This window comes from Ruegeria sp. AI2 (genome assembly GCF_056541275.1).
In genome coordinates, this window is the sequence record NZ_JBQFYB010000002.1 from 237,062 (window position 1) to 258,633 (window position 21,572).

General features: G+C 58.5%; 21 protein-coding genes. 11 read left to right on the top strand and 10 right to left on the bottom strand.

The features are described 5' to 3' along the window. The first annotated feature begins 146 nt into the window (after nt 1–146). From iolD to ACR0LL_RS08680, 5 genes are read left to right on the top strand one after another with little or no spacing between them, the layout of a single operon-like run. Nucleotides 147–1,979, top strand: coding sequence for a 3D-(3,5/4)-trihydroxycyclohexane-1,2-dione acylhydrolase (decyclizing) (gene iolD / locus ACR0LL_RS08660; protein ID WP_480585736.1), 1,833 nt, complete (start codon nt 147–149; stop codon nt 1,977–1,979). Beyond that, nucleotides 1,976–2,875, top strand: a complete 900-nt coding sequence (gene iolE, locus ACR0LL_RS08665) for a myo-inosose-2 dehydratase (RefSeq protein WP_480585739.1) — start codon at nt 1,976–1,978, stop codon at nt 2,873–2,875. The genes iolD and iolE overlap by 4 nt, the downstream gene beginning before the upstream one ends. 47 nt (nt 2,876–2,922) lie before the next feature. Then, on the top strand, nt 2,923–4,104 hold the full coding sequence (locus ACR0LL_RS08670; RefSeq protein WP_480585742.1) for a phytanoyl-CoA dioxygenase family protein: 1,182 nt from the start codon (nt 2,923–2,925) through the stop codon (nt 4,102–4,104). Between the two features lie 48 nt (nt 4,105–4,152). Further along, nucleotides 4,153–4,959, top strand: coding sequence for a 5-deoxy-glucuronate isomerase (gene iolB / locus ACR0LL_RS08675; RefSeq protein WP_480585745.1), 807 nt, complete (start codon nt 4,153–4,155; stop codon nt 4,957–4,959). Further along, a complete protein-coding gene (locus ACR0LL_RS08680) occupies nt 4,956–5,714 on the top strand; it encodes an SDR family NAD(P)-dependent oxidoreductase (protein ID WP_480585747.1) in 759 nt (252 codons plus the stop codon). Before iolB ends, ACR0LL_RS08680 begins: the two co-directional genes overlap by 4 nt. Nucleotides 5,715–5,729: 15 nt before the next feature. On the opposite strand, the gene ACR0LL_RS08685 is transcribed toward ACR0LL_RS08680, so the two are convergent. Genes ACR0LL_RS08685 through iolC form a run of 3 tightly spaced genes read right to left on the bottom strand, consistent with a single transcriptional unit; the run spans nt 5,730 to nt 8,380 of the window. Further along, entirely contained in the window at nt 5,730–6,569 is an 840-nt protein-coding gene (locus tag ACR0LL_RS08685; RefSeq protein ID WP_480585750.1) for a class II fructose-bisphosphate aldolase, read from the bottom strand. Continuing rightward, nucleotides 6,566–7,402: a 5-deoxy-glucuronate isomerase gene (locus ACR0LL_RS08690; RefSeq protein ID WP_480585753.1), complete on the bottom strand. Its 837-nt coding sequence runs from the start codon at nt 7,400–7,402 to the stop codon at nt 6,566–6,568. The genes ACR0LL_RS08685 and ACR0LL_RS08690 overlap by 4 nt, the downstream gene beginning before the upstream one ends. A gap of 9 nt (nt 7,403–7,411) precedes the next feature. Beyond that, a complete protein-coding gene (gene iolC / locus ACR0LL_RS08695; protein WP_480585855.1) occupies nt 7,412–8,380 on the bottom strand; it encodes a 5-dehydro-2-deoxygluconokinase in 969 nt (322 codons plus the stop codon). Nucleotides 8,381–8,504: 124 nt separating this feature from the next. Between iolC and ACR0LL_RS08700 the strand changes: the two genes are divergently transcribed. Both ACR0LL_RS08700 and ACR0LL_RS08705 read left to right on the top strand, forming a co-directional pair. Further along, nucleotides 8,505–9,608: a Gfo/Idh/MocA family protein gene (locus ACR0LL_RS08700; protein ID WP_480585756.1), complete on the top strand. Its 1,104-nt coding sequence runs from the start codon at nt 8,505–8,507 to the stop codon at nt 9,606–9,608. A 37-nt stretch (nt 9,609–9,645) separates the two neighbouring features. Next, entirely contained in the window at nt 9,646–10,779 is a 1,134-nt protein-coding gene (locus ACR0LL_RS08705) for a Gfo/Idh/MocA family protein (protein WP_480558922.1), read from the top strand. Here the strand turns inward: ACR0LL_RS08705 and ACR0LL_RS08710 are convergent, their stop codons facing one another. The 5 genes from ACR0LL_RS08710 to ACR0LL_RS08730 all read right to left on the bottom strand — a co-directional run bounded on the left by ACR0LL_RS08710 (nt 10,780) and on the right by ACR0LL_RS08730 (nt 16,228). After that, nucleotides 10,780–11,778 (bottom strand): LacI family DNA-binding transcriptional regulator, encoded by a 999-nt coding sequence (locus ACR0LL_RS08710; RefSeq protein ID WP_480585759.1) that lies wholly within the window; start codon nt 11,776–11,778, stop codon nt 10,780–10,782. It lies immediately after the preceding gene. Nucleotides 11,779–12,003: 225 nt separating this feature from the next. Beyond that, nucleotides 12,004–12,786, bottom strand: a complete 783-nt coding sequence (locus ACR0LL_RS08715; protein WP_480585762.1) for a dimethylarginine dimethylaminohydrolase family protein — start codon at nt 12,784–12,786, stop codon at nt 12,004–12,006. A 3-nt stretch (nt 12,787–12,789) separates the two neighbouring features. Further along, entirely contained in the window at nt 12,790–14,394 is a 1,605-nt protein-coding gene (locus ACR0LL_RS08720; protein WP_480585765.1) for a 5-guanidino-2-oxopentanoate decarboxylase, read from the bottom strand. Beyond that, the gene (locus ACR0LL_RS08725) at nt 14,391–15,575 is read right to left on the bottom strand and encodes a pyridoxal phosphate-dependent aminotransferase (RefSeq protein WP_480585768.1); all 1,185 of its coding nucleotides are present in this window, start codon (nt 15,573–15,575) and stop codon (nt 14,391–14,393) included. Before ACR0LL_RS08725 ends, ACR0LL_RS08720 begins: the two co-directional genes overlap by 4 nt. Continuing rightward, entirely contained in the window at nt 15,572–16,228 is a 657-nt protein-coding gene (locus tag ACR0LL_RS08730; protein ID WP_480585771.1) for a TetR/AcrR family transcriptional regulator, read from the bottom strand. The genes ACR0LL_RS08725 and ACR0LL_RS08730 overlap by 4 nt, the downstream gene beginning before the upstream one ends. Nucleotides 16,229–16,305: 77 nt before the next feature. Between ACR0LL_RS08730 and ACR0LL_RS08735 the strand changes: the two genes are divergently transcribed. From ACR0LL_RS08735 to ACR0LL_RS08750, 4 genes are read left to right on the top strand one after another with little or no spacing between them, the layout of a single operon-like run. Beyond that, nucleotides 16,306–17,103 carry an ABC transporter ATP-binding protein gene (locus ACR0LL_RS08735; RefSeq protein WP_480558930.1) on the top strand — a complete coding sequence of 266 codons (798 nt, stop codon included), beginning with the start codon at nt 16,306–16,308 and terminating at the stop codon, nt 17,101–17,103. A gap of 44 nt (nt 17,104–17,147) precedes the next feature. Continuing rightward, entirely contained in the window at nt 17,148–17,912 is a 765-nt protein-coding gene (locus ACR0LL_RS08740; RefSeq protein ID WP_480475308.1) for a transporter substrate-binding domain-containing protein, read from the top strand. A gap of 9 nt (nt 17,913–17,921) precedes the next feature. Beyond that, the gene (locus ACR0LL_RS08745) at nt 17,922–18,674 is read left to right on the top strand and encodes an ABC transporter permease (protein ID WP_480475310.1); all 753 of its coding nucleotides are present in this window, start codon (nt 17,922–17,924) and stop codon (nt 18,672–18,674) included. Next, nucleotides 18,671–19,468, top strand: a complete 798-nt coding sequence (locus ACR0LL_RS08750; RefSeq protein WP_480585774.1) for an ABC transporter permease — start codon at nt 18,671–18,673, stop codon at nt 19,466–19,468. The genes ACR0LL_RS08745 and ACR0LL_RS08750 overlap by 4 nt, the downstream gene beginning before the upstream one ends. A 327-nt stretch (nt 19,469–19,795) precedes the next feature. On the opposite strand, the gene ACR0LL_RS08755 is transcribed toward ACR0LL_RS08750, so the two are convergent. Together ACR0LL_RS08755 and ACR0LL_RS08760 are read right to left on the bottom strand one after the other, a co-directional pair. Further along, nucleotides 19,796–21,211, bottom strand: coding sequence for an FAD-binding oxidoreductase (locus tag ACR0LL_RS08755; protein ID WP_480585777.1), 1,416 nt, complete (start codon nt 21,209–21,211; stop codon nt 19,796–19,798). A gap of 103 nt (nt 21,212–21,314) precedes the next feature. After that, nucleotides 21,315–21,572 (bottom strand): DUF4242 domain-containing protein, encoded by a 258-nt coding sequence (locus ACR0LL_RS08760; RefSeq protein WP_209504668.1) that lies wholly within the window; start codon nt 21,570–21,572, stop codon nt 21,315–21,317.

A 21,572-nucleotide genomic window follows, 5' to 3' on the forward strand; every position in this document is an offset into this window, starting at 1 on the left:
CAGAATTTGGATGCCCCAATGGGGCATCCATCGGGCGGTGGCACGTGACGCCCCACTTTTTCAGGCTTTGATACAAAAGCTGGCACCTTCGCAAATGAGAAAACCCGCAGGCCGCCAAAGGCGGAGCTGAGTTGAAAGGGATCATGATGAGCAAGACAGTCCGACTGACCGCGGCGCAGGCTCTGGTGCGCTATCTGGGCGCGCAGATGAACGAGGCCGGAGAGCCCTTTATCGCAGGTGTCTGGGCGATTTTCGGCCATGGCAATGTGGCTGGTCTGGGCGAGGCGCTGCACGGTGTGAAAGACAGCCTGCCCACCTATCGCGGTCATAATGAACAAACGATGGCACATTGTGCGATTGCCTATGCCAAGCAGTTGGGGCGCAGGCGGGCGATGGCGGTCACCTCGTCCATCGGGCCGGGGGCCACCAACATGGTTACCGCTGCGGCGCTGGCCCATGTGAACCGCCTGCCGGTTTTGTTGCTGCCCGGTGACGTGTTCGCCACGCGTGGCCCTGACCCGGTCTTGCAGCAACCCGAAGTGTTCTCGGACGGAACTATTAGTGCGAATGACTGTTTCAGACCGGTCAGCCGCTATTTCGACCGAATCACCCGGCCGGAGCATCTGTTGACGGCGCTGCCGCGTGCCTTCCGCACCATGACGGACCCGGCGGATTGCGGTCCGGTGACGCTGGCCTTTTGTCAGGACGTGCAGGCCGAGGCTTATGATTATCCCGAAAGCTTTTTTGAGCCGCGCGTCTGGTATCAGCGCCGCATTCGTCCGGATGAAGGTGAATTGGCACGAGCCGTGGCCGCAATCAAGGCAGCCAAGCGCCCTGTGATCGTGGCTGGGGGCGGTGTGCATTATTCGGATGCGACCGCCGCGTTGCAGCGCTTTGCCGAAGCGCACAACGTGCCGGTGGCCGAGACGCAGGCCGGTAAATCCGCGCTGGCCTGGGATCACCCCCTGAACCTTGGTCCGATTGGCGTCACCGGCGGTGAGCCTGCCAACGATATCTGCGCCGAGGCTGATCTGGTGCTGGGCGTCGGCACCCGCTTTCAGGATTTCACCACCGGGTCTTGGGGATTGTTCGCAAACCCCGAGCGGGAGTTGATCAGCCTGAACACCGCCGCCTATGACGCGGCAAAGCACGGCGCGATGCCGCTGCAGGCTGACGCCCGCGTTGGGCTGGGTGACCTGAGCGGTGCGTTGGGCGGTTTCCGCGCGCCTGATATGCCCGCGACGCTGAAATCGGAGTGGTTTGCCAAGGTCGATGCGTTGACCGACGCGCCCGCGGACAGCAATGCACTTCCCACGGATATGCAGGTGATTGGCGCCGTGCAGCGGGCGGCCAATGAAAACACCGTTGCCATGTGTGCCGCAGGCACGATGCCGGGTGAGCTGCACAAGCTGTGGAAGGCACCGCGCCCCGGTGCTTATCATATGGAATATGGCTTCAGCTGCATGGGGTATGAGATCGCCGGTGCCATGGGCATCAAGATGGCCCAGCCCGACCGCGACGTGATCTGCTTTACTGGCGACGGTACTTACATGATGGCGAATTCCGAAATGGCGACGGCGGCGATGATGGGGATTTCGTTCACCGTTGTGGTCACCGACAATCGTGGCTTTGGCTGCATCAACCGTTTGCAGATGGGAACCGGCGGGGCCGAGTTTAACAACCTGCTGGATCACGCAATTGGCGGTGAAAATTCGGTGATCGACTTTGCCAAACATGCCGAAGCAATGGGGGCGACCGCGGTCAAGGTCAGCTCGATCGCCGAGCTTGAGGCGGCACTGGCCAAACGCGCCGAGGTCAGAGGCCCTTATGTCGTGGTGATCGACACCGATCCCTACCCATCGACCGAATACGGCGGAACGTGGTGGGAAGTGGCGGTGCCCGAGGTCAGCATCCGCCCGGAAGTTAACGAAAAACGTGCGGCCTATGAGGTCGCCATCAAGGAAAGAAACACCAAATGAGCGTGAAGATCGGTATCTCTCCGATTGCCTGGCAGAATGACGATCTGCCGGACCTGACCGCAGCCTACACGATGGAGCAGGCGCTGAAAGAAGCGCGCGAGATCGGCTATACCGGTGTTGAACGGGGTCAGCGGATGCCCGGCGACACCGAAGGGTTGCGCGCCTATCTGGAGGCCAATGACATCGCGTTGTGTGGCGGCTGGTGCTCGGGCAGTACTCTGGTCAATGACCTGGATGCCGAAATCGCTGTCGTGCGTGAACAGGTCGAACAGTTTGTTGCGCTGAACAGCCCCTGCATCGTTTACGCCGAGTGTTCCAATACCGTCCAGGGGCAGATCGGAACGCCGGTCAATGACCGCCCGAAGCTGTCCAAAGACGAGGTTCTGGCCTATGCGGCCAAGCTGACCGAGCTTGCCAAATGGATGGCAGATCAGGGTATGCCGATGGCCTATCACCATCACATGGGCACGATCATCGAAAGCGAAGATGAGGTGAACTGGCTGATGCAGGGTTCAGGCCCCGAACTTAAGCTGTGTTTCGATACGGGCCATCTGCTATTTGGCGGTGGCGATGTGATGGCCACGCTGAACCGTTGGGGCGACCGGGTGCACCATGTCCACTTCAAGGACATCCGCCCGGACATCGTGCAGGACACGCGCGAGAACAATCGCAGCTTTCTGGATGCGGTGATCGCCGGCGCGTTCACCGTGCCGGGTGATGGGTGCATCGACTTTCAGGCCGTAGCCAACGCGTTGAAAGCAATGGATTACACCGGCTGGATCGTGGTCGAGGCAGAGCAGGACCCCGTCAAGGCGCCGCCCTATGAGTACTCCAAACTGGGCTATGACCATATCGTCGAGGTTTGCGGCAAGGCAGGGTTGGAGATCACCGTTTAATCACCGCCCCTCGGGGCAACACCGAAGCCATGAAAGAGGAGTTTGTCATGGTACATCAAGACCTTGGATATGTCGGCTATTTTGACCGGGAATCCTGCGATCTGGATGAATTCAAGGTGTTGACCTCGCAAAACCTGACAGCCGGTGCGGTGCCTCACGCCGCATCGGTGCAAAAGAACGTTCCGATCTATGATATGCGTGCGCTGCGCCCAGCGCTGGAGAAGGCAGATCAAAGAAAAGCGCTGCTGGCGGAATGGGCGTATGTGCTGGACAAGTCGGCGGGCGTGATCGTTCTAAAAGGCGCATTTGCGGATACGTCCGTGATCGACCGGGCGACCGCTGTGTTCCATCAGATCATCGAGGAAGAACGTCAGGGCGGGGCGGGGGAAGGCGACCACTTTGCAGCCTCGGGCGCGAATGACCGGATATGGAACGCGTTACAGAAACAGTGCTTGCGCGATCCCGAGGGCTTTGCGCTCTATTTCGGGAATGTGGTCATTGCAGCGGCTTGCGAGGCTTGGCTGGGGCCGAACTATCAAGTGACCGCGCAGATCAATCAGGTGCGCCCCGGCGGCAAGGCACAGCAGGCGCATCGGGATTACCATCTGGGCTTCCAGACCGCCGACAGCGCCGCCCGGTATCCGGCCCATGCCCATCTGGTGACGGCTTCGCTGACCTTGCAGGGGGCGGTTGCGCATTGCGACATGCCCGTGGAAAGCGGCCCAACCAAACTGCTGCCCTTTTCGCAGCTTTATGCGCCGGGATATCTGGCCTTTCACGATGCGGCACACCGGGCGTTTTTCGAAGAGAACTACATTCAGTTGTCCCTTGAAAAGGGGGATGCGGTGTTCTTCAATCCGGCGCTGTTCCACGCTGCCGGGGAAAACAGCAGTGCGGATATTCAGCGGATGGCGAACCTGTTGCAGGTCTCGTCTGCCTTCGGTCGTGCGATGGAGATGGTTGACCGGCAGTCCATGTCGCAGGCGGTATTTCCGTCGCTGGTCGCCCTGAAACAACGGGGGGCGCTGAGTGCGGCAGAGCTGAATGCCGCTATTGCCGCAACGGCTGAGGGCTATCCGTTCCCGACCAATCTGGACACCGACCCGCCGGTTGGTGGCAACGCGCCTGAAAGCCAGGCCGACGTATTGCGCCAGGCCGTGTCGGAAGGGTGGGCCGAGGCCCGACTGTCCGAGGCGCTATTGGCCCTGCAAGCACGGCAAGCGGCCTGAGGGCGATACAGGCGGGCCGTTTAGGCCCGCCCAATAAGGAGAACAAGAATGGCAGACCTGCTGAAGAAGCCTATTGGAACCCGTGGCAAGGTACATGACATCACCCCGGACAGTGCCGGATGGCGATATGTGGGTTTTGGGCTGTATCAACTGCAAACGGGCGACAGGGCGGCCGAGGCGACAGGAGACCGCGAGATCATTCTGGTGATGGTCGAAGGCAAGGCACGGATCACCGGGGCCGGTCAGGACTGGGGTGTATTGGGCGACCGGATGAACGTGTTCGAAAAGACACCGCCGCATAGCCTGTATCTGCCCAACGGAACCGAGTGGGAGGCTGTGGCGGAAACCGACTGCGTTGTGGCGGTGTGCTCGGCCCCGGGTAAGGGCGGCCACAAAGCGCGCCGGATCGGGCCGGATGGCATCACGCTGACCGAACGCGGCAAGGGTGTGAATACGCGGTATATCAACAATATCGCGATGGAGAACGAGGATTATGCCGACAGTCTGCTGGTGACCGAGGTCTTTACGCCCAATGGGCACTGGTCCTCTTACCCCAGTCATCGACATGATGAGGATGATTTTCCCCGCATCACCTATCTGGAAGAGACGTATTATCACCGCCTCAACCCGGCCAACGGGTTCGGAATTCAGCGGGTTTATACCGATGATGGCCAGTTGGATGAGACGATGGCTGTCTCCGATGGCGATGTTGTGATCGTTCCGCGTGGCCATCACCCTTGCGGCGCGCCCTATGGGTTTGAGATGTATTATCTGAACGTCATGGCGGGCCCGCTGCGCAAATGGCGGTTTGCCCTGGCCCCCGAGGTCGAATGGATCATGGAGCGTGACGGATGAGCCAAGACTTCGCCAATTACCCTAGCCTTGCGGGCAAAACGGTTATCATCACCGGCGGGGCCGGGGGAATTGGTGCGGAAACCGTTCGCGCCTTTGCCGCACAAGGGGCGAAGGTCGGGTTTCTGGATATCAATGCGGATGCGGGCCTTGCTTTGCTGGCGGAACTGGACGGTGAACACACCTTTGCGCAATGTGACCTGCGCGATATCGAAGCGATGCGGGCTGCGCTGGAGCAACTGGTCGAGGAACTGGGCGAGGCGGATGTGCTGGTCAACAACGCCGCCCAGGATGACCGCCATGATTGGCGCGAAGTCACGCCTGACTATTGGGATGAGCGGATGGCGACCAATATCCGTCACATGTTCTTTGCCATTCAGGCTGTGGCCCCGGGTATGATCGCCAAGGGCGCTGGTTCGATCATCAATATCGGATCGAATTCCTGGTGGGAGGCCGGGGCAGGTTTTCCGGCCTATGCCACCGCCAAATCCGCTGTGCATGGGTTGACCCGCACCATGGCGCGCGAATTGGGCGATCACCGCATTCGCGTGAACACGGTTGTGCCGGGCTGGATCATGACCGACCGCCAGAAAGACCTGTGGGTCACGCCCGAGGCGCTGGCCAAACAGGTGGACCGTCAATGCCTGCCCGATCCGATAGAGCCTGTCTATGTCGCGCGCATGGTTCTGTTTCTGGCCTCGGCCGACGCCGCCATGTGCAGCGCGGGCAACTTCATGGTCGAGGGCGGCTCGATCTGAAGGCGAAAGCGCGCGTTAACGTTGCGGTGGTGCGCCAAAGGCACGGATGACCATGCGCGCGGCGGCTTCGACCGGATCGTGGGTTTCTTTCAGGATCGTCACGCGGTCAAACCGCTCGGGATCGCGATTGACAGCGTCTCGCAGGGCATTGCCGAAGGCCATGCGAAGCTCGGTCCCGATGTTGAATTTGCAGATTGAGGTTTCGCGGGACAGCTTCATGCGCTGATCTACCGGCACGCCCGACCCGCCATGAATGACCAGAGGCACTGTGGTCATGGCGTCGATCTCGGCGATGCGGGCTTCGTCCAGACCGCCTTCCTTGTTTTGTTGCAGATGGACGTTGCCGACCGATATCGCCATCGCATCCACACCGCTTTCACGTGCGAACCGGGCCGCTTCTGCCGGGTCGGTGCCGTTCGATCCTTCACCGCCCGAGTACCCGACAAAACCAATCTCGCCCTCGCAGGAAATTCCTGCCGCATGGGCCATCTCGGCAATTGCGGCGGTTTCATCGATGTTTTGCTGCAAGGGTTTGCGTGACCCGTCGAACATCAGCGAGGTGAACCCGCTGTCCAGCGCGATCTTGCAGTCCTCGAAGGTATAGCCGTGATCCAGATGTGCAACGACCGGAACCGATGCGTTTTCGGCGAGATACCGGAACATATTGCCCAGCACGGGTAGCGGAGTGTGCTCGCGGCAACTGGGTCCGGCTTGCAGGATCACGGGCGCATTCTCGGCCTCGGCCGCGGCTACATAGGCGCGCATGTCTTCCCAGCCGAGTGTGACCAGCCCGCCTACGGCATAGCCCTGTTCATAAGCGGGTTGCAGGACGTCTTTCAGTGTGACGAGGGTCATTTGAATTTCGCAATCATGTCTTTGATGCCGGGAATGGTCTCGATCTGATAGGCATGTGTGGGCTGGAAATACTGCACCAGCGAGCGCTGGGTCAGGCCGCCGAGGATGGTGAAATAATACATCTCGTACCCCGGCAAAACGCAGCAGGGGTGATAGCCCTTGTCGATGCAAACGGTCGATCCATCCACGATGTGATAGGCGTCGCCCGGCTGGTTATCTTCGCGCTGCAACATCTGAAGGCCCGAGCCCCAGTTGGGCTTAAACCGGAAATTATAGGTCTCATCGTGGCGAGTCTCGTCCGGCAGGCGGTTGGTGTCATGCTTGTGGCTGGGAAAGCCCGACCAGCCGCCCTGACCGACGGTGAACAGCTCACTCACCAATAGGCGGCCGACCTTGTCGTGTTGCTTTTGGCCAAGGATGTGTTTGATTTTGCGGTGGGTTTTGGTGTCGTCGCTGCCATATTGCACAAGGTCGTGTTCGCGCACATCGAACGGGTCCAGCACCTTGTCATATGTGGCACCGGCAATGAACACCTCGGTCGCGTCAGAAACGCAGACCATCTGCACTTTTGCGCCGACGGGCACATAGACGCCCTCGGGCTCGCCATCCCAGACATCTTCGCCCCGGTTGCCCAGACTGGGGAAGGAAACGCCTTCGACATCCACATCGACGCTGCCGGTTGCAGGGACGATGCAGGTCTCGTAGCCCGGCACCTGGTATTCGAACGCCTCGCCTTTTTTCAGTTTGACGATGTTGAAATAGTTCAGCGGAACGGTCGGATCACCGGCGTCAACGATGGGCTTGTTCTGATTGTCATAGGGCGCGATATGCATGGGATACTCCTATGTGGTCGGGCCGGGGTGAGAGGCGAGGAACGCGTTCAGTTCGGGGGTCGTCGGCATGGCGGGGGCGCAGCCGGGTTTGGAAACGACAATGGATGCGCAGGCGGAACCGCGCATCACCGAGTCTTTCAGCGCGTGCCCCGCCGCGATCGAAGCCAGAAGACCTGCCATGAAACTGTCACCAGCCCCGACTGGCTTGATGGCGTCCACTGGGTAGATCCCGGTTCTGATTTCCTGCCCATCCGCCAGCGTCACGGCGCCTTTTTCGCCCATCTTGTAAATGACAACCCGGCCCGGTTTCCTGGCAAGGTCCTGTGCCTTGGCAAAGCCCTTTTCCATGCCGCCGGCCATGAACCCGAACTCTTCATCATTGCCGACAATCAGGTCACAGGCTTCGCCCGCACGGGACAGAACGTCAGCGGCAACTTCCGGCGACGGCCAGCTGTAGGGGCGGTAATCAACATCGAAAATGATCGGAAGACCAGCTTTGCGCGCGTTTTCAAACCCTTGGAACGTGGCGCTGCGCGAGGGTTCCGACGCAAAGACAGTGCCAGCCGAGATCAGGGCCGAGAAGGATGAATAGTCAACCTTGTCGACATCCGCGTCAGTAACCTGAAAATCGACCGCACCGTTGCGGTAGATGACATTCTGAAAGTTCTCGGTCCGGCTTTCATACAGGGCCAGAGAGGTGCGATACTCACCCCCCAACACGCGGATATAAGAGGTATCCACCCCGTAATGTTGCAACCGGTTGAGGCAGAACCGACCAATTGCATCGTCCGAGACGGAGGTGATCAAGGATGCCTGACTGCCCAGCTTGACCAGACCGGCGCAGATATTCGCGGACGAGCCGCCAAGATCGGCATGGAACGTATCGGCCTCTTCGCTTTTGACACCGATCGGGTCTGCGTAAAGGTCCATACCCGCACGCCCCAGAACGGCAAAGCTGTTTCCTTTGATACCCTCCATCAAAGCGCTCACGTCATGTCCTCCGGCAAAGTGGGGTGGGCAAAGTTTGGACCTTGCGTTGAATCGATTCACACGATACTGATTTTGCAACCGGTTGCAAACACAATGTGCGAGGCCATGGCAGATGCCTGAAATCGGAGTGGGAATCGTGGGTGGCGGTTATATGGGCAAGGCCCATTCCGTTGCCATGTCGGCCGTCGGTGCGGTGTTCAACACGGTGTTGCGCCCCCGGCTTGAGGTCATCTGCGCGTCGAGCCCTGACAGTGCCGAACGCTACCGGGCGGCCTATGGATTTCAGCGGGCAACCGATGACTGGCGCATGTTGGTTGAAGACCCCAGGGTCGAGGCAATCGTGATCGCCTCGCCTCAGTCAACACATCGTCAGATTGCCGAAGCGGCTTTTGCATTGGGTAAACCGGTCTTGTGCGAGAAACCATTGGGTGCATCGCTTGAAGACAGTCGGGCGATGGTTGCCGCGGCAGTGGCATCGGGGGCGGTGAACATGGTGGGGTTCAACTATATCCGCACACCCGCCAGCCAATATGCCCGCCAGTTGATTGCCGATGGCGCGATTGGTGACATCACGTGGTTCCGGGGCGAGCATACCGAGGATTTCTATGCAGATCCGCAGGCTCCGGCCACCTGGCGCACAACCGGTAGGGCCAATGGCACAATCGGCGATCTTGCCCCGCATATGGTCAACGGCGCATTGGCCCTGATCGGGCCCATTGCGCAGGTGATGGCAGATGTTGAGACCGTTCACAAAACCCGCCCCGGAGGTGAGGTAACAAATGACGACCATGCCCAGATGATGTGTCGGTTTGAAAACGGGGTTATGGGAAACCTGTATTTCAGCCGCGTCGCGACGGGTCGGAAAATGGGCTATGCCTATGAAATTTCGGGCACAAAAGGCGCGCTCCGATTCGATCAGGAGGACCAGAACGCGCTGTGGCTGTACAAGCGCGAAGGACCCGAAGCCGCGCGCGGGTTCACCAAGATCCTGACCGGCCCCGCGCACCCGGATTATGAGCCCTTCTGTCAGGGTCCGGGCCACGGAACCGGCTATCAGGACCAGATCATCATCGAGGCCAAGGACTTTCTACAGGCCATTCACACCGGCGAGGCGATCTGGCCCAAGTTCCGCGACGGGCATGAGGTCAACCGCGTGCTGGCCGCCGCGCTGGCCTCGTCCGATCAGCGGCAGTGGCAGGACATCAGCGATTTCTGATCGCTCTACGAGACAATTCCAATGAGAGACAATGACCATGGCTAAGTTGAGATGGGGCATGATCGGGGGTGGTGAAGGCAGCCAGATTGGCCCTGCACACCGCCTTGGGGCGCAGGCGGACGGGTTGTTCGAATTTGCAGCTGGCGCGCTGGATCACCGGCCCGACGTGGGCCGCGAATACGCGCAGCGATTGGGTGTTGCTGCCGATCGTGCCTATGGTGACTGGCAAGAGATGCTGGCTGGCGAAAAAGACCGCGAGGATCGGGTTGATCTGGTAACCATCGCGACGCCCAACTCGACCCATTTTGAGATTACCAAGGCCTATCTTGAGGCAGGTTTTAACGTGTTGTGTGAAAAGCCGATGACCATGACGGTGGAAGAGGGCGAAGAGATTGTGCGCGTGGCCGAAGCCTCGGGCAGGATCTGTGCGGTGAACTACTGTTACTCTGCCTATCCGATGGTGCGTCAGGCCCGCGCGATGGTGCGCGCAGGCGATATCGGCAAGGTGCGTCTGGTGGTGACCAATTTCAGCCACGGTCATCATGGCGACGCCACAGATGCGGATAACCCGCGCGTGCGCTGGCGCTATGACCCAGCGATGGCCGGGGTTTCGGGGCAGTTTGCCGATTGTGGCATCCATGCGTTGCACATGGCCAGTTTCATCTGTGACGATCAGGTGAAAACCCTGTCTGCCGACATGGCCTCGACCATAGCCAGCCGTGAGTTGGAAGATGATGCAATGATCAATTTCCGGATGGAGGGCGGCACGGTTGGGCGCCTGTGGACATCATCAGTGGCGATCGGGCGGCAGCATGGCTTTGACATTCAGGTCTTTGGCGAAACCGGTGGGTTGCGGTGGGCGTCCGAACAGCCTAACCAGTTGATCTATACTCCGGTCGGGGGGCGTACTCAGATCATCGAAAAGGGTGAGGGCGGTCTGCACGACGAGGTGCAACGCCTGTCGCGTGTCGCCATTGCGCACCCCGAGGGGTTTCCTCTGGCGGTCGCCAACATCTATTGCGATCTGGCGGATGCGATCCGCGGTGAAAGACGCGACGGTCTGCCCGGTGCGGCAGATGGGCTGCGGTCCATTGCGGCCGTTCACGCGGCTGTTGCATCGGGCAAGGCCGATGGCGTGTGGAAGGACGCGCGACCGCCGATGTTTCGCTGATCAGGGGCGGGGCCGCAATGTGCCCCGTTCAATCACGCGGCAGGGGAAAATACGGGCCTCGGGATAGCGCTGAGGCTCTTTCAGCATCTCGACAACCAGATCGACGGATGAGGTGATGATCTGCTTGATCGGCTGGTGGATCGTTGTCAGGTTAACGCTTTCCCAGCGCGACATTTCCATGTCGTTCAGGCCGATGATTCCAATGTCCTGACCCGGTTTCAGCCCGTGATCGGCCAGTGCGGACAATGCGCCAACAGACAGGATGTCATCGCCACAGAAATACGCTTCGGACGGGGTGTTGGCCAACAGGCGCAACATTTCGGCGCGACCGGCTTCGAAGGAATAAGCCCCTGCGAAACAATGGCTTACTTCGATATCGGGATGATCTGCCAACTCCTCCATGAACCCGCGATACCGGTCGAGCGCCGAGGTTGCATCTTCAGGCCCGCCCAAATAGCCGACACGCTTATATCCGCGCGCCAAAAGCTCGCGCGCGGCCATGCGCCCGCATTCGACATTGTCGATTCCCACGACATGCACTTCGGGTGAGGTGGCCGAGCGGCCAAATGTATGCACCACCGGTACGCCCGCATCGTGAAACGCCTTGGCAAAGCTGGGTGGCAGCGTCGATGAGGCAACGATGGCCGCGTCAACCGAATACTGGCGCAGCATGCGGACCGAGTTTGCGGGCTCGGTCTCGTCCGTCAGGTTCACGATCAAAGGGCGTAGCCCGCGTTCCTGCAAGGCGCGGGTGAACTGATCGAACACCTCAAGGAAAATCGGGTTGTGAAAGTTGTTCGAAATCAACCCGATCAACTTGGTGCGCCCGGTGGTCAGGGACGAGGCGAGGGCGTTGGGACTGTAGCCAAGCTCTCGCGCGGCCTTTTCAACTTTGCTGCGTGTTTTCGCAGAGACCGAGGCGCCTTCGGTAAAGGTGCGCGACACCGCGGATCGCGATACACCAGCCAAGGCTGCGACGTCTTTCAGGGTCACGCTCACGCAGTGCGGCTCCGGTCGTTGATGGTCAGAGATATCAAGGTGTATTGCATCAGAGATTCATTATGCACCATCGCAAAAGTCTTGCAACCGGTTGCAGGTCACACTAGGCGGACGAGATCATCGGCGGCCACCCATGTTTATGAGCGAATGGCGGGAAAGGAAAGACCAGTACGGGCGACGGTTTTCGCAAGAAACACCAAGGATCGAACGCTACCGGTTACGCCCTTAGAACCTTAACGAAAGGCAGGACATTCCACCATCCAGCTTTGCGCAGTCGGTGTTGTCGATCTCTACGACCTCATACCCTTCGCGATCCAACATCTCAGCGGTGCGTGGGAAGCCGGCGGCCATCAGCACCAGATTGTTGAAGCGGATCGCATTGGCGGCAGCTTCCTCTCCGTCCGCAACATGCAGCACCCGGTAGCCCTCAAAACAGCCCGATGCATCCAGCCGTCGGGTCGACAGTATTGTCTCGGCGTCCATCAGCGAACAATCTGTCTTGAAGTGTAGGACGCCCTCGGGCGTGAAAACTTCGCGCAGTTTGTGCCCCCACTCCGAGGTGATTTTCGCCAGCTCGGCGACACCTTCCGCGTCAGTCCGGTCTGACCGGCCCACCAGAATTTCTCGACCGGTAACAAGGATATCTCCACCCTCGACATGGCCGGGTCCCTGAATTTCCAGAACCGTGTCGTAGCAGTCGCGAAGGGTCGGCGCCATTTCAGCCACTTCACCCATCCGCGAAGGTGCGCCGGGCCGCATCAATAACGCACCTTGCGGCAGGCAAAGGGCTGTATCCTCGACAAATTGCGCGTCGGGAAACGCGTTCAGGGGATCCAGTTCGATCACCTCTGCTCCGGTGCTTTTCAGTGCTGCCACATATGCCTTATGCGCCGTTGTCATCCCGTCGAAATCCGGGTTTCCGATATCTTCTGCACGCAACCCGCCTGCAATAGTCGGAGCCGGACGGCGGGTGATGGCGCGGGAAAACTCAAAGGTTGGGTCTGACATGTTTCAATCTTTCTGAGCTGCGAATTTCAGAGCGGTGACTTCGATCATTACCGGCCCGTTCTGGGCGACAGTTTGGCGCAATGCCTGCGCGACAGCCTGCGGTTCAGCTGGAACCGAAGCGAATGGAATACCGTATGACTTGGCCGTCGCCGAAAAATCAGGAGGCGGGGGATCACATCCTATGACTGTCACGCCCGCATCCTGCATTGACGTGGCAATTTCCTGGTATCCGTGGTTGTTCCAGATCACGAAGGTGACCGGCAGGTCTTCGTCGACTGCGGCCATGATTTCAGGCAGAGAAAACTGCGCGCCCCCATCGCCCGCGATGCATATCACACGTGCTGTCGGATCGGCGACCGAAGCACCGATGGCTGCGGGGATTCCATAGCCCAGCGCGCCGTACCCGGTTGCCGCGTTAAACCAGCCTCCGGCCCGGTCGTGATCGTAGAAAAGATTGCCGGCATAGATCGGTTGGGTGGAGTCTCCGACCATCAGGGTGTTCGGGACCGCAGAACGCATTGCGTTGAGGATTTCCACCTGTTTGCGATAGTCCGGACCAATTTCCGCCCAGGCGGCGTCTCGTGTTTTGCCTGCACGTTCCGCGCCATCGCTTTGCTTTGGCTTGTGCGGCAAGGCGTCAACCAGCGCTGATACAGCCAAGTTGACGTCACCTTGAATGATGAGCGCTGCCTCATGTCGCGTCAGTTGCTCGCCGCACCTATCAACCCGTATCAACCCTGACATTTTAGCAATTTGGCCGGTGGCATACATGTCATAGTCGGTTGGGCCCAGCTCGGTTCCCAGTGCAAGGACGCAATCGGCGCTTTCTATCAAGCCGCGTACGGCGTTCAGGCTGGGGCTTGCCGGAACAGTCAGTGGATGCCTGTGCATCAGGCCGCGCGCGTTGACCGTTTGCACCACGGGCGCATCCAGAGCTTCGGCCAGAGCCTGCAATCCAGCCTCGGAACGTTTTGCGCCGCCGCCCGCCAGAATGACAACGTTCTTCGCTTTGGCCAGTTGCTGTGCGGCTTGTGTAATCAAAGCCGGGTCAATCGGAGAGGCTGAGACAAGCGGTTCGACCTGTGTTTCCTGATAATCAGCCGCTGCGATATCCAACGGAACTTCGATATGCACCGGTCCGGGTCGACCGTTGGTGAGGGTGTGGAACACGCATTCCAAGGCCGGGTCCAGAGCGTTGGTGGCGGAAACGTGTTCGGACAACAACGCAACGGTTCTGGCCAGTCTCAACTGGTCTGGCAATTCATGCAGATGCCCTAAACCCCTGCCAAGCGATGCGGTTTTGTTGACACCAGACACCACCAGCATTGGTATTGAATCCGCGCGGGCCTGCGCCATCGGCGTCAATGTATTGGTTAATCCGGGCCCGGTGATCACAAAGGCCACACCCGGTTTGCCTGACACGCGCGCATAGCCGTCGGCCATAAATCCTGCGCCCTGTTCGTGTCTGGGTGTAACGTGACGAATGCCCGAGCCTGCAAGCCCGCGGTAAAGCTCGACCGTATGAACGCCCGGAATTCCGAAGACGCAGGTCACATCCCTTTGGCGAAGCCTGGCAACCAATGCTTCGCCCACGGTCATTTCACTCATGCAACCTCGCGTGATTTTCTGTTGGCGTGATCGATTATGCGAGAGACCGCAGTGGCAAAGTCGGTGTCACTGATCGTCAGGGCGACCCGCACCCAGTCTTTCAAGCTGTCCCCGAAGGCGGAACCCGGCATGACAGCCACCCCGGTCTGCAACAGGTCCCAGGCATAGGCTTCGCCGTCCAACCCGGTGGCGGAGACGTTGATCATGGCGAACATTCCCGCCTGAGGCCGGTGAACGGTCAGATCCGTTTCTGCTTCGAGACGATCAGCCAAAAGCGTGGCGCGTGCCGAAAAACGGGCGGCCATGCCGGAGGCAACCTCGGACCCGTCACGGATCGCTTTTTCGGTCATATCGGCGATGAAGGGCTGATTGCCAAAGAGCATGGTCTCGGAATAGGGCAGCAGCGCTTCGCAGAAGGCGGCTGGCCCGACACACCAGCCACTGCGGAACCCCGGCGCGGCATGTGATTTCGAGATGGATGATACGCCTATTACACGATCCGCCAGTTCCGGGTCTGCCAGTGGCGACACAAATCTGGCCCCGTCAAAGATCAGTTCTTCATAGACCTCGTCCGAGATAATCCACAAATCATGTGCAATCGCGAGCTGTCCGATCTCGGTTAGCTCCTTGGCCGTCAGGATCGCGCCCGTTGGGTTGTGTGGCGTTGTCAGAAGAATGGCGCGGCTGCGCGGTGTAAGGCGCTCGGCGATATCTTTGGCTTGTATGCGAAACCCGTGTTCCGGGCGCAGCGGTACAGGCACCATTTCCGCCCCGGACGCACGAACGACCCCTTCATAGGTTGCATACATCGGATCACCGACCAGAACTTCGTCACCGGCCTCGGCAACGCCAGCCATGGCTGCGAACAGAGCGGTCTGCGTTCCGGGAAAGCACAGAAAATTCTCGGGCCCGAAAGCCCGTCCGCGAGAAGCCGAATAGCGGGCGGCAAGCGCGTCAAGCAAGCCAGCTTCGCCATGTCCATTCGAGTACCCGGTTCGCTGGGCCCGTAATGAGGTTACGGTGGCTTCGATCAAGGCGTCCGGGACGGGTACATCCGGTTCTCCAATCGTCATTTCGACGATATCGGCTCCGGCTTTGATAAGGTCGCGCGCTTTCAGATGTACGCCCCATTTGGCGCCGCCCAAACCCGCTAACCGTTCTGTCACAGATGTGGTCTTCATGGTTGCTCTACTTCTTTGATCAATGGGATACCGACGATAGCGCTGACTGAATCCAATCCGATCTGCGCCAATTGACCTTCGGAAAACGCATCTGGAAGTGCACCGCCTTCCAGCCAAAGACCGTCGATAACCGCGTTACAGGCAATGGCCAGTTGCGCCGCTTGCGACGCGGTGACGGGACGCCCGGTTTCTTGCAATGCGGCGACGATCAGCTTTTCAAGGTGATCCCGGAAATAGTTATAGGTTTGCTGGTGGATGCGTTGCATTTTCGGATCCCGCTGCACCTTGTTCAGGAAGCCGGCCCACAAGGCCACAGCGCTTGGATCAACGATTGGCGGTCGCAGCGACGCATCAACGAAGTTGGTCAACTGAGATACTGCGCTGCCTTTCCCTGACGACGCAGCTGTCTGATCGGTTAGCGTATTCATGTGATGTTCGTACGCAGCCTGAACCAGTTCCTCCTTGGATGAGAAATAGTGCCGGATCAGCCCTTGGGTCACGTTCGCGCGGGCCGAGATCTGACGCACAGTGGCACCCCGAACACCCATCTCGGCGATCAGGTCCAAAGTCGCCAGGATCAGCGCCTCGCGCCGAAACTCGGCAGATTCACGTGTAAATTTACGGCTGTCGTCCTGCACGTCCGGGTCATCCATGGTACGGAATTATTATACACTTGCATAATTGCGAGATTCGAGGCTTACTGCAAGCTGAAATCAGAAGATTCTTGGATATGGACACAGCCAAAGCAGCATCACCCGCACGCGAAACAACTACGTCTGAAGAGGCGATAAGGGTTGAGGACCTGCACAAGTCTTTCGGCACGCTGGAGGTTTTGAAAGGTGTCTCGTTGACAGCGAACAAGGGCGATGTCGTTGCCATCATTGGGGGTTCGGGCTCGGGCAAATCCACCATGCTGCGCTGTATCAACTTTCTGGAAACACCAAGCTCGGGAAAGATCACCATCGGCGGTGAGCTGGTTGAAATGCATGCCGACGGCAGCCCCTCGAACCGCCGCCAGATTGAACGTATCCGTACGCGGCTTGCGATGGTTTTCCAGCAGTTCAACCTGTGGACACATCGCACACTTTTGGAAAACGTGATCGAGGTACCGGTACATGTCCTTAAGGTACCAAGGGCCGAAGCTGTCGCGCGGGCGCATGACCTGCTGAAAAGGGTGGGGCTTGGTGACAAGGCCGACACCTATCCGGCCTACCTTTCAGGCGGTCAGCAACAGCGCGCCGCCATCGCACGCGCGCTTGCGGTGGATCCTTCGGTGATGCTTTTCGATGAGCCAACTTCAGCGCTTGACCCAGAGCTTGTCGGCGAGGTTCTGACCGTGATCCGGGATCTTGCAGCGGAAGGGCGCACCATGCTGCTTGTGACCCATGAAATGAAGTTTGCGCGCGAAGTCGCGAACCATGTCGTCTATCTTTTCGAGGGCCGCATTGAAGAGCAGGGTCCACCTGCCGAGGTCTTCGGAAATCCAAAATCAGAACGATTGAAGCAGTTCCTCAGCTCGGTCGCCTGATCCACTACAAAAAACAACAAAATAAACCTAAAGGGAGTAACAAAATGAACGTCAAAAAACTGCTCGCGTCCGGTCTTGCCGCCGCTGTCCTTTCGGCTGGTGTTGCCAGTGCAGAAGAGGTCAAGATCGGCATCGCGGCTGAGCCTTATCCGCCCTTCGCGTCGCTGGACAGTTCAGGCAACTGGGTTGGTTGGGAGATCGACGTCATCAATGCAGTTTGCGCCGCTGCCGAACTTGACTGTGTTATCACGCCGGTGGCCTGGGACGGTATCATCCCTTCGCTGACGGGGCAGCAGATCGACGCCATCATGGCCTCGATGTCGATCACCGAGGAGCGGTTGAAAACCATTGATTTCAGCGATCCTTACTACAACACACCTGCGGTTATCGTTGCCGATAAATCAATGGATATCGAAGCAACCCCGGAATCGCTGGCGGGTAAAGTCATTGGCATTCAGGCTTCGACGATCCACCAAGCTTATGCGCAGGAATACTTCAAGGATTCCGAACTGCGCGTCTATCAAACTCAGGATGAGGCCAATCAGGACCTGTTTGCCGGTCGGATCGACGCCACACAAGCTGACAGCATTGCGATGGCCGATTTTGTGAATTCGGATGCCGGTGCTTGCTGCGAAATCAAAGGTGCCGTGAAGGACGATCCCGCCATTTTGGGGCGTGGTGTCGGTGCAGGCGTTCGTAAAGGGCAGGATGACCTGCTTGCGGCGTTGAACAAGGGCATCGCGGCAATTCTTGCCGATGGCACGCATGAGAAGATCACGTCGAACTATTTCTCGACCAGCATCTACTAAGCCGTTGCCGTGACCGGATTTCTGGAATCACTTGGTTTGGCGCAGAGCGCAGAGCTTCTGTCGCTCTCGCCGCCGGGGTGGGGGGCCAATCTGCTACGCGGATTGTCCCACTCCTTGCAGATCGCTTTTGGCGCATATGCGCTGGGCCTCGTGATCGGATTGTTCGGAGCGTATGGCAAACTTTACGGCGGGAAGGTCACGCGCGACCTTCTTGCCATTTATACGACCGTGATCAGGGCCGTGCCGGAACTGGTTCTGATCCTGATCCTGTATTACGTGGGATCCGATATTATCAACAAAATATCTGCTGCCATGGGTGGTGGCCGCGTCGAGATCAACGGCGTTGCCGCAGGCATTTGGGTGCTGGGCGTCGTTCAGGGCGCGTATGCGACCGAGATTCTGCGCGGTGCCATTCAGGCGGTTCCGCCCGGTCAGATCGAAGCGGCGAAATCCTACGGGATGCCGGCCTTCATGACCATGCGGCGCGTCACAATCCCCGCCATGATGAGCTTTGCGGTACCGGGTCTGGCCAACTTGTGGCTGATTGCAACCAAAGACACCGCATTGCTGGCCGTTGTCGGCTTTAACGAGCTGACGCTGGAAACGCGCCAGGCGGCCAGCAGCACGCGGGCCTACTTCACCTTTTTCCTGGCGGCGGGCTTCCTTTATCTGATGGTTACGCTGTTTTCGGGTGGGATCTTTGCGCGGATTGAGAAATGGGCCCGTCGCGGCCAACCCGCTCTGAACGGAGGCAGCAGATGATCGACCTCAGATCTCTGATGCAACCTCATCGTATCGTGATGATGCTGATCTTTGCCGGGATCGCGGTTTGGTGCGCGATGACATTGCGGTGGGACTGGATACCCAATTATGCGCCGCTTGCATTGAAGGGTATCTGGACCACGCTTTGGTTGCTGGTTATCACGATCGTTCTTGGATTTTTACTGGCTGTACCGCTTGGATTAGCGCAGGCCGTTGGGCCATGGTATCTTGCGGCACCCGCAAAGGCGTTTTGTACCATCATTCGCGGCACACCGCTGCTTTTGCAGCTTTGGTTGCTGTATTATGGCCTCGGCTCTCTGTTTCCGCAGTTTCCATGGATACGATCATCTGAACTTTGGCCGTACCTGCGTCAGGCTTGGCCCTATGCGGTGCTGGCGTTGACACTTTCTTATGCGGGTTATGAAGGCGAGGTCATGCGCGGAGCCTTCAAGGGCGTTGCCAAAGGACAGCTGGAGGCGGCCAAGGCATTTGGTATGCCAAGGCTGACGATGTTTCGCCGCATCTGGTTACCGCAGGCAATCCGCAATGTTCTGCCGACTTTGGGCGGTGAAACTATCCTGCAATTAAAGGCAACACCGCTGGTCGCCACAATAACCGTGGTTGATATCTATGCCGTGTCGTCCCGTGTGCGCGCCGATACGTTTATCGTCTACGAACCGCTTATCCTGTTGGCTGTATTCTACATTCTCGTAGCGGGCGTAATTGCATTGGTGTTCCACTGGCTCGAGGTGAAGGTTCTGGGAACCGGACGCCGCAATGGGCTTGTCGGATAGTTTCGGCCAGTAGTCGAAAGAAACTTGCCCCGCGAATTCCGAGGCGGTTATTCGATGAATTGTTCCTAGCGACCCAGATTGCAGGCTTAAGCGTAAAACAGGTGTTTGAAACGGGATCAGAAAAGTCGGTTCGGTCGCGCCTCGCAAGTTCAACACTCAAATGATACAGCATCTAGGGTAGCTGCACGACAAGAGGGCATGAGTGCCAGCGCGGCCATAGGTGAGAGGAACCGCTTGGCGCGATAGCCGAACAGCGAGACAAATTGAGTGGTGCTAAGACAGCGGTCCCAACATCAATGCAGTTCGGGAATTGCCACTCTGGTTGTCTTACGTTGGTAGGATATTGTGGTTCATCCTGAACAAGTTGGTGGGATCGTACTTTCCTTTGATCTTGGACAGCTTTTCGCCGTTCACACCATAAGCGCCGGTCATGTGATCGGATTGGTCTTCAGGCATGAAGTTCACATATGCACTGCCTGTTGAGTATGGTTTCATCTGTTCGTACAGCTGGCGTGCCCAACCGATGCAGGTGTCATCCTTGTCAGGGTCTTCCCATCGCGTGTGGACATTCATGATGAAGTGCGCAGATCTTTGCGGGTAGGCGGTAGAAGCAGGCTCAACGCGGGCCATCGCGCCACCGACATGAGCAATGAATACCTCGCAAGCGGGATCAGGAAGGGTGGAAATCGCGTCCAGCAGGTCCGTGATGGCGGCCGGGGGCAGCGTGTTGAAGTCATGACTTTTCCAATAGTTGCGGACGCCCGGCGACAACAGGGGATCAAAAGCCGCTTGCCAGTCCACGAATCTGTGCGGTGAAATGACATCCACAATCGGCTCACCCAGCGCGCGCAAGGCCGACATCGCTTTTTCACCTTCATCCATCGGGCCGCTATAACACGCTGCGAAAATCAGCACCTCGCGCCCGTGCCACTCTTCCGGCAGGAACGGGAGCGGCGGTGCTTTTCGCATCACGCTCCAGACGGTGAGCTCATCGGGGGACGTGTCCGCAATGGCCACAAATTCGGAAAGCAATTCTGGTGCCTTTTCGATCGGGTGCACGATCAGGCCGGACAGGACATCCGGCCCAAGATCATGCAACTGGAATTCGAATGAGGTAACGACACCAAAGTTTCCGCCACCACCACGAATGGCCCAGAAAAGTTCCGAGTGGCTCGTGGATGATGCGGTGACAATCGCGCCATCCGCTGTGACGACTTCTGCCGACAGAAGGTTGTCGATTGTCATGCCGAATTTCCGGGTCGTCCAGCCGAAACCGCCGCCCAGGGTCAGCCCGGCGATGCCGGTGGTCGAATTGATGCCTGTGGGGACGACAAGACCATGGGACTGTGTTTCGCGATCAACGTCTCCAAGCAACGCACCGGGTGCAACGCGGACAGTTTTGCGGGCAGGGTCCACGTGAACCGAACGCATCTGGGACAGGTCCAGCATGACGGCCTTGTCCGCGACGGCGTGCCCTGCAATCTGGTGCCCACCTGATCGAACGGTCATCATGAGGCCTGCTTGTCGGACGAAGTTTATTGCCTTCTGGACGTCGCTCGCCCCCATCGCACGGATCACGAAGGCGGGGAAACGCTCGAACATGCTGTTCCAGGTAATCCTGGCTTCTTCGTATTCCGGGGTTCCCGGCAGGTAGACCCCGCCGCGCAGTGAGGCATCAAGCGCGTCCAAATCGCCTTGATCCACAGTTGCGATATGTCCGTCGAGTGCTTTCAGGTCAAACATGCTTAGGCCTCCCTTGTTTCAGGAAAGGTTTCGCGCACGGCTGCCTCGTGAGTTTGTTATTGCCCTGAGAAGGGGATACTTGGTTGTGGGGGAAAGCTGGTCGTCAGGCAAATATTCCCGGATCGATCCGATCTACCGGCGTGATGACATCGGCAGGAATGTTCAGACGCTCGGCCGCTTTTCGCAGGCTTTCTTCATCCGGGGCTTCGTAAAGGCAGTATGTTTTGCGCTTATCTGCGCTGAGGAAGGAAAAGATCCATTCAATGCCGACTTCGTCGTTGATTTCTTTGATGTGAATTTTGTCGTTGTCGCTGATATTCAGCTGCTCGGCAAAATTCCGTTCAATGATGTATCGTGGCAT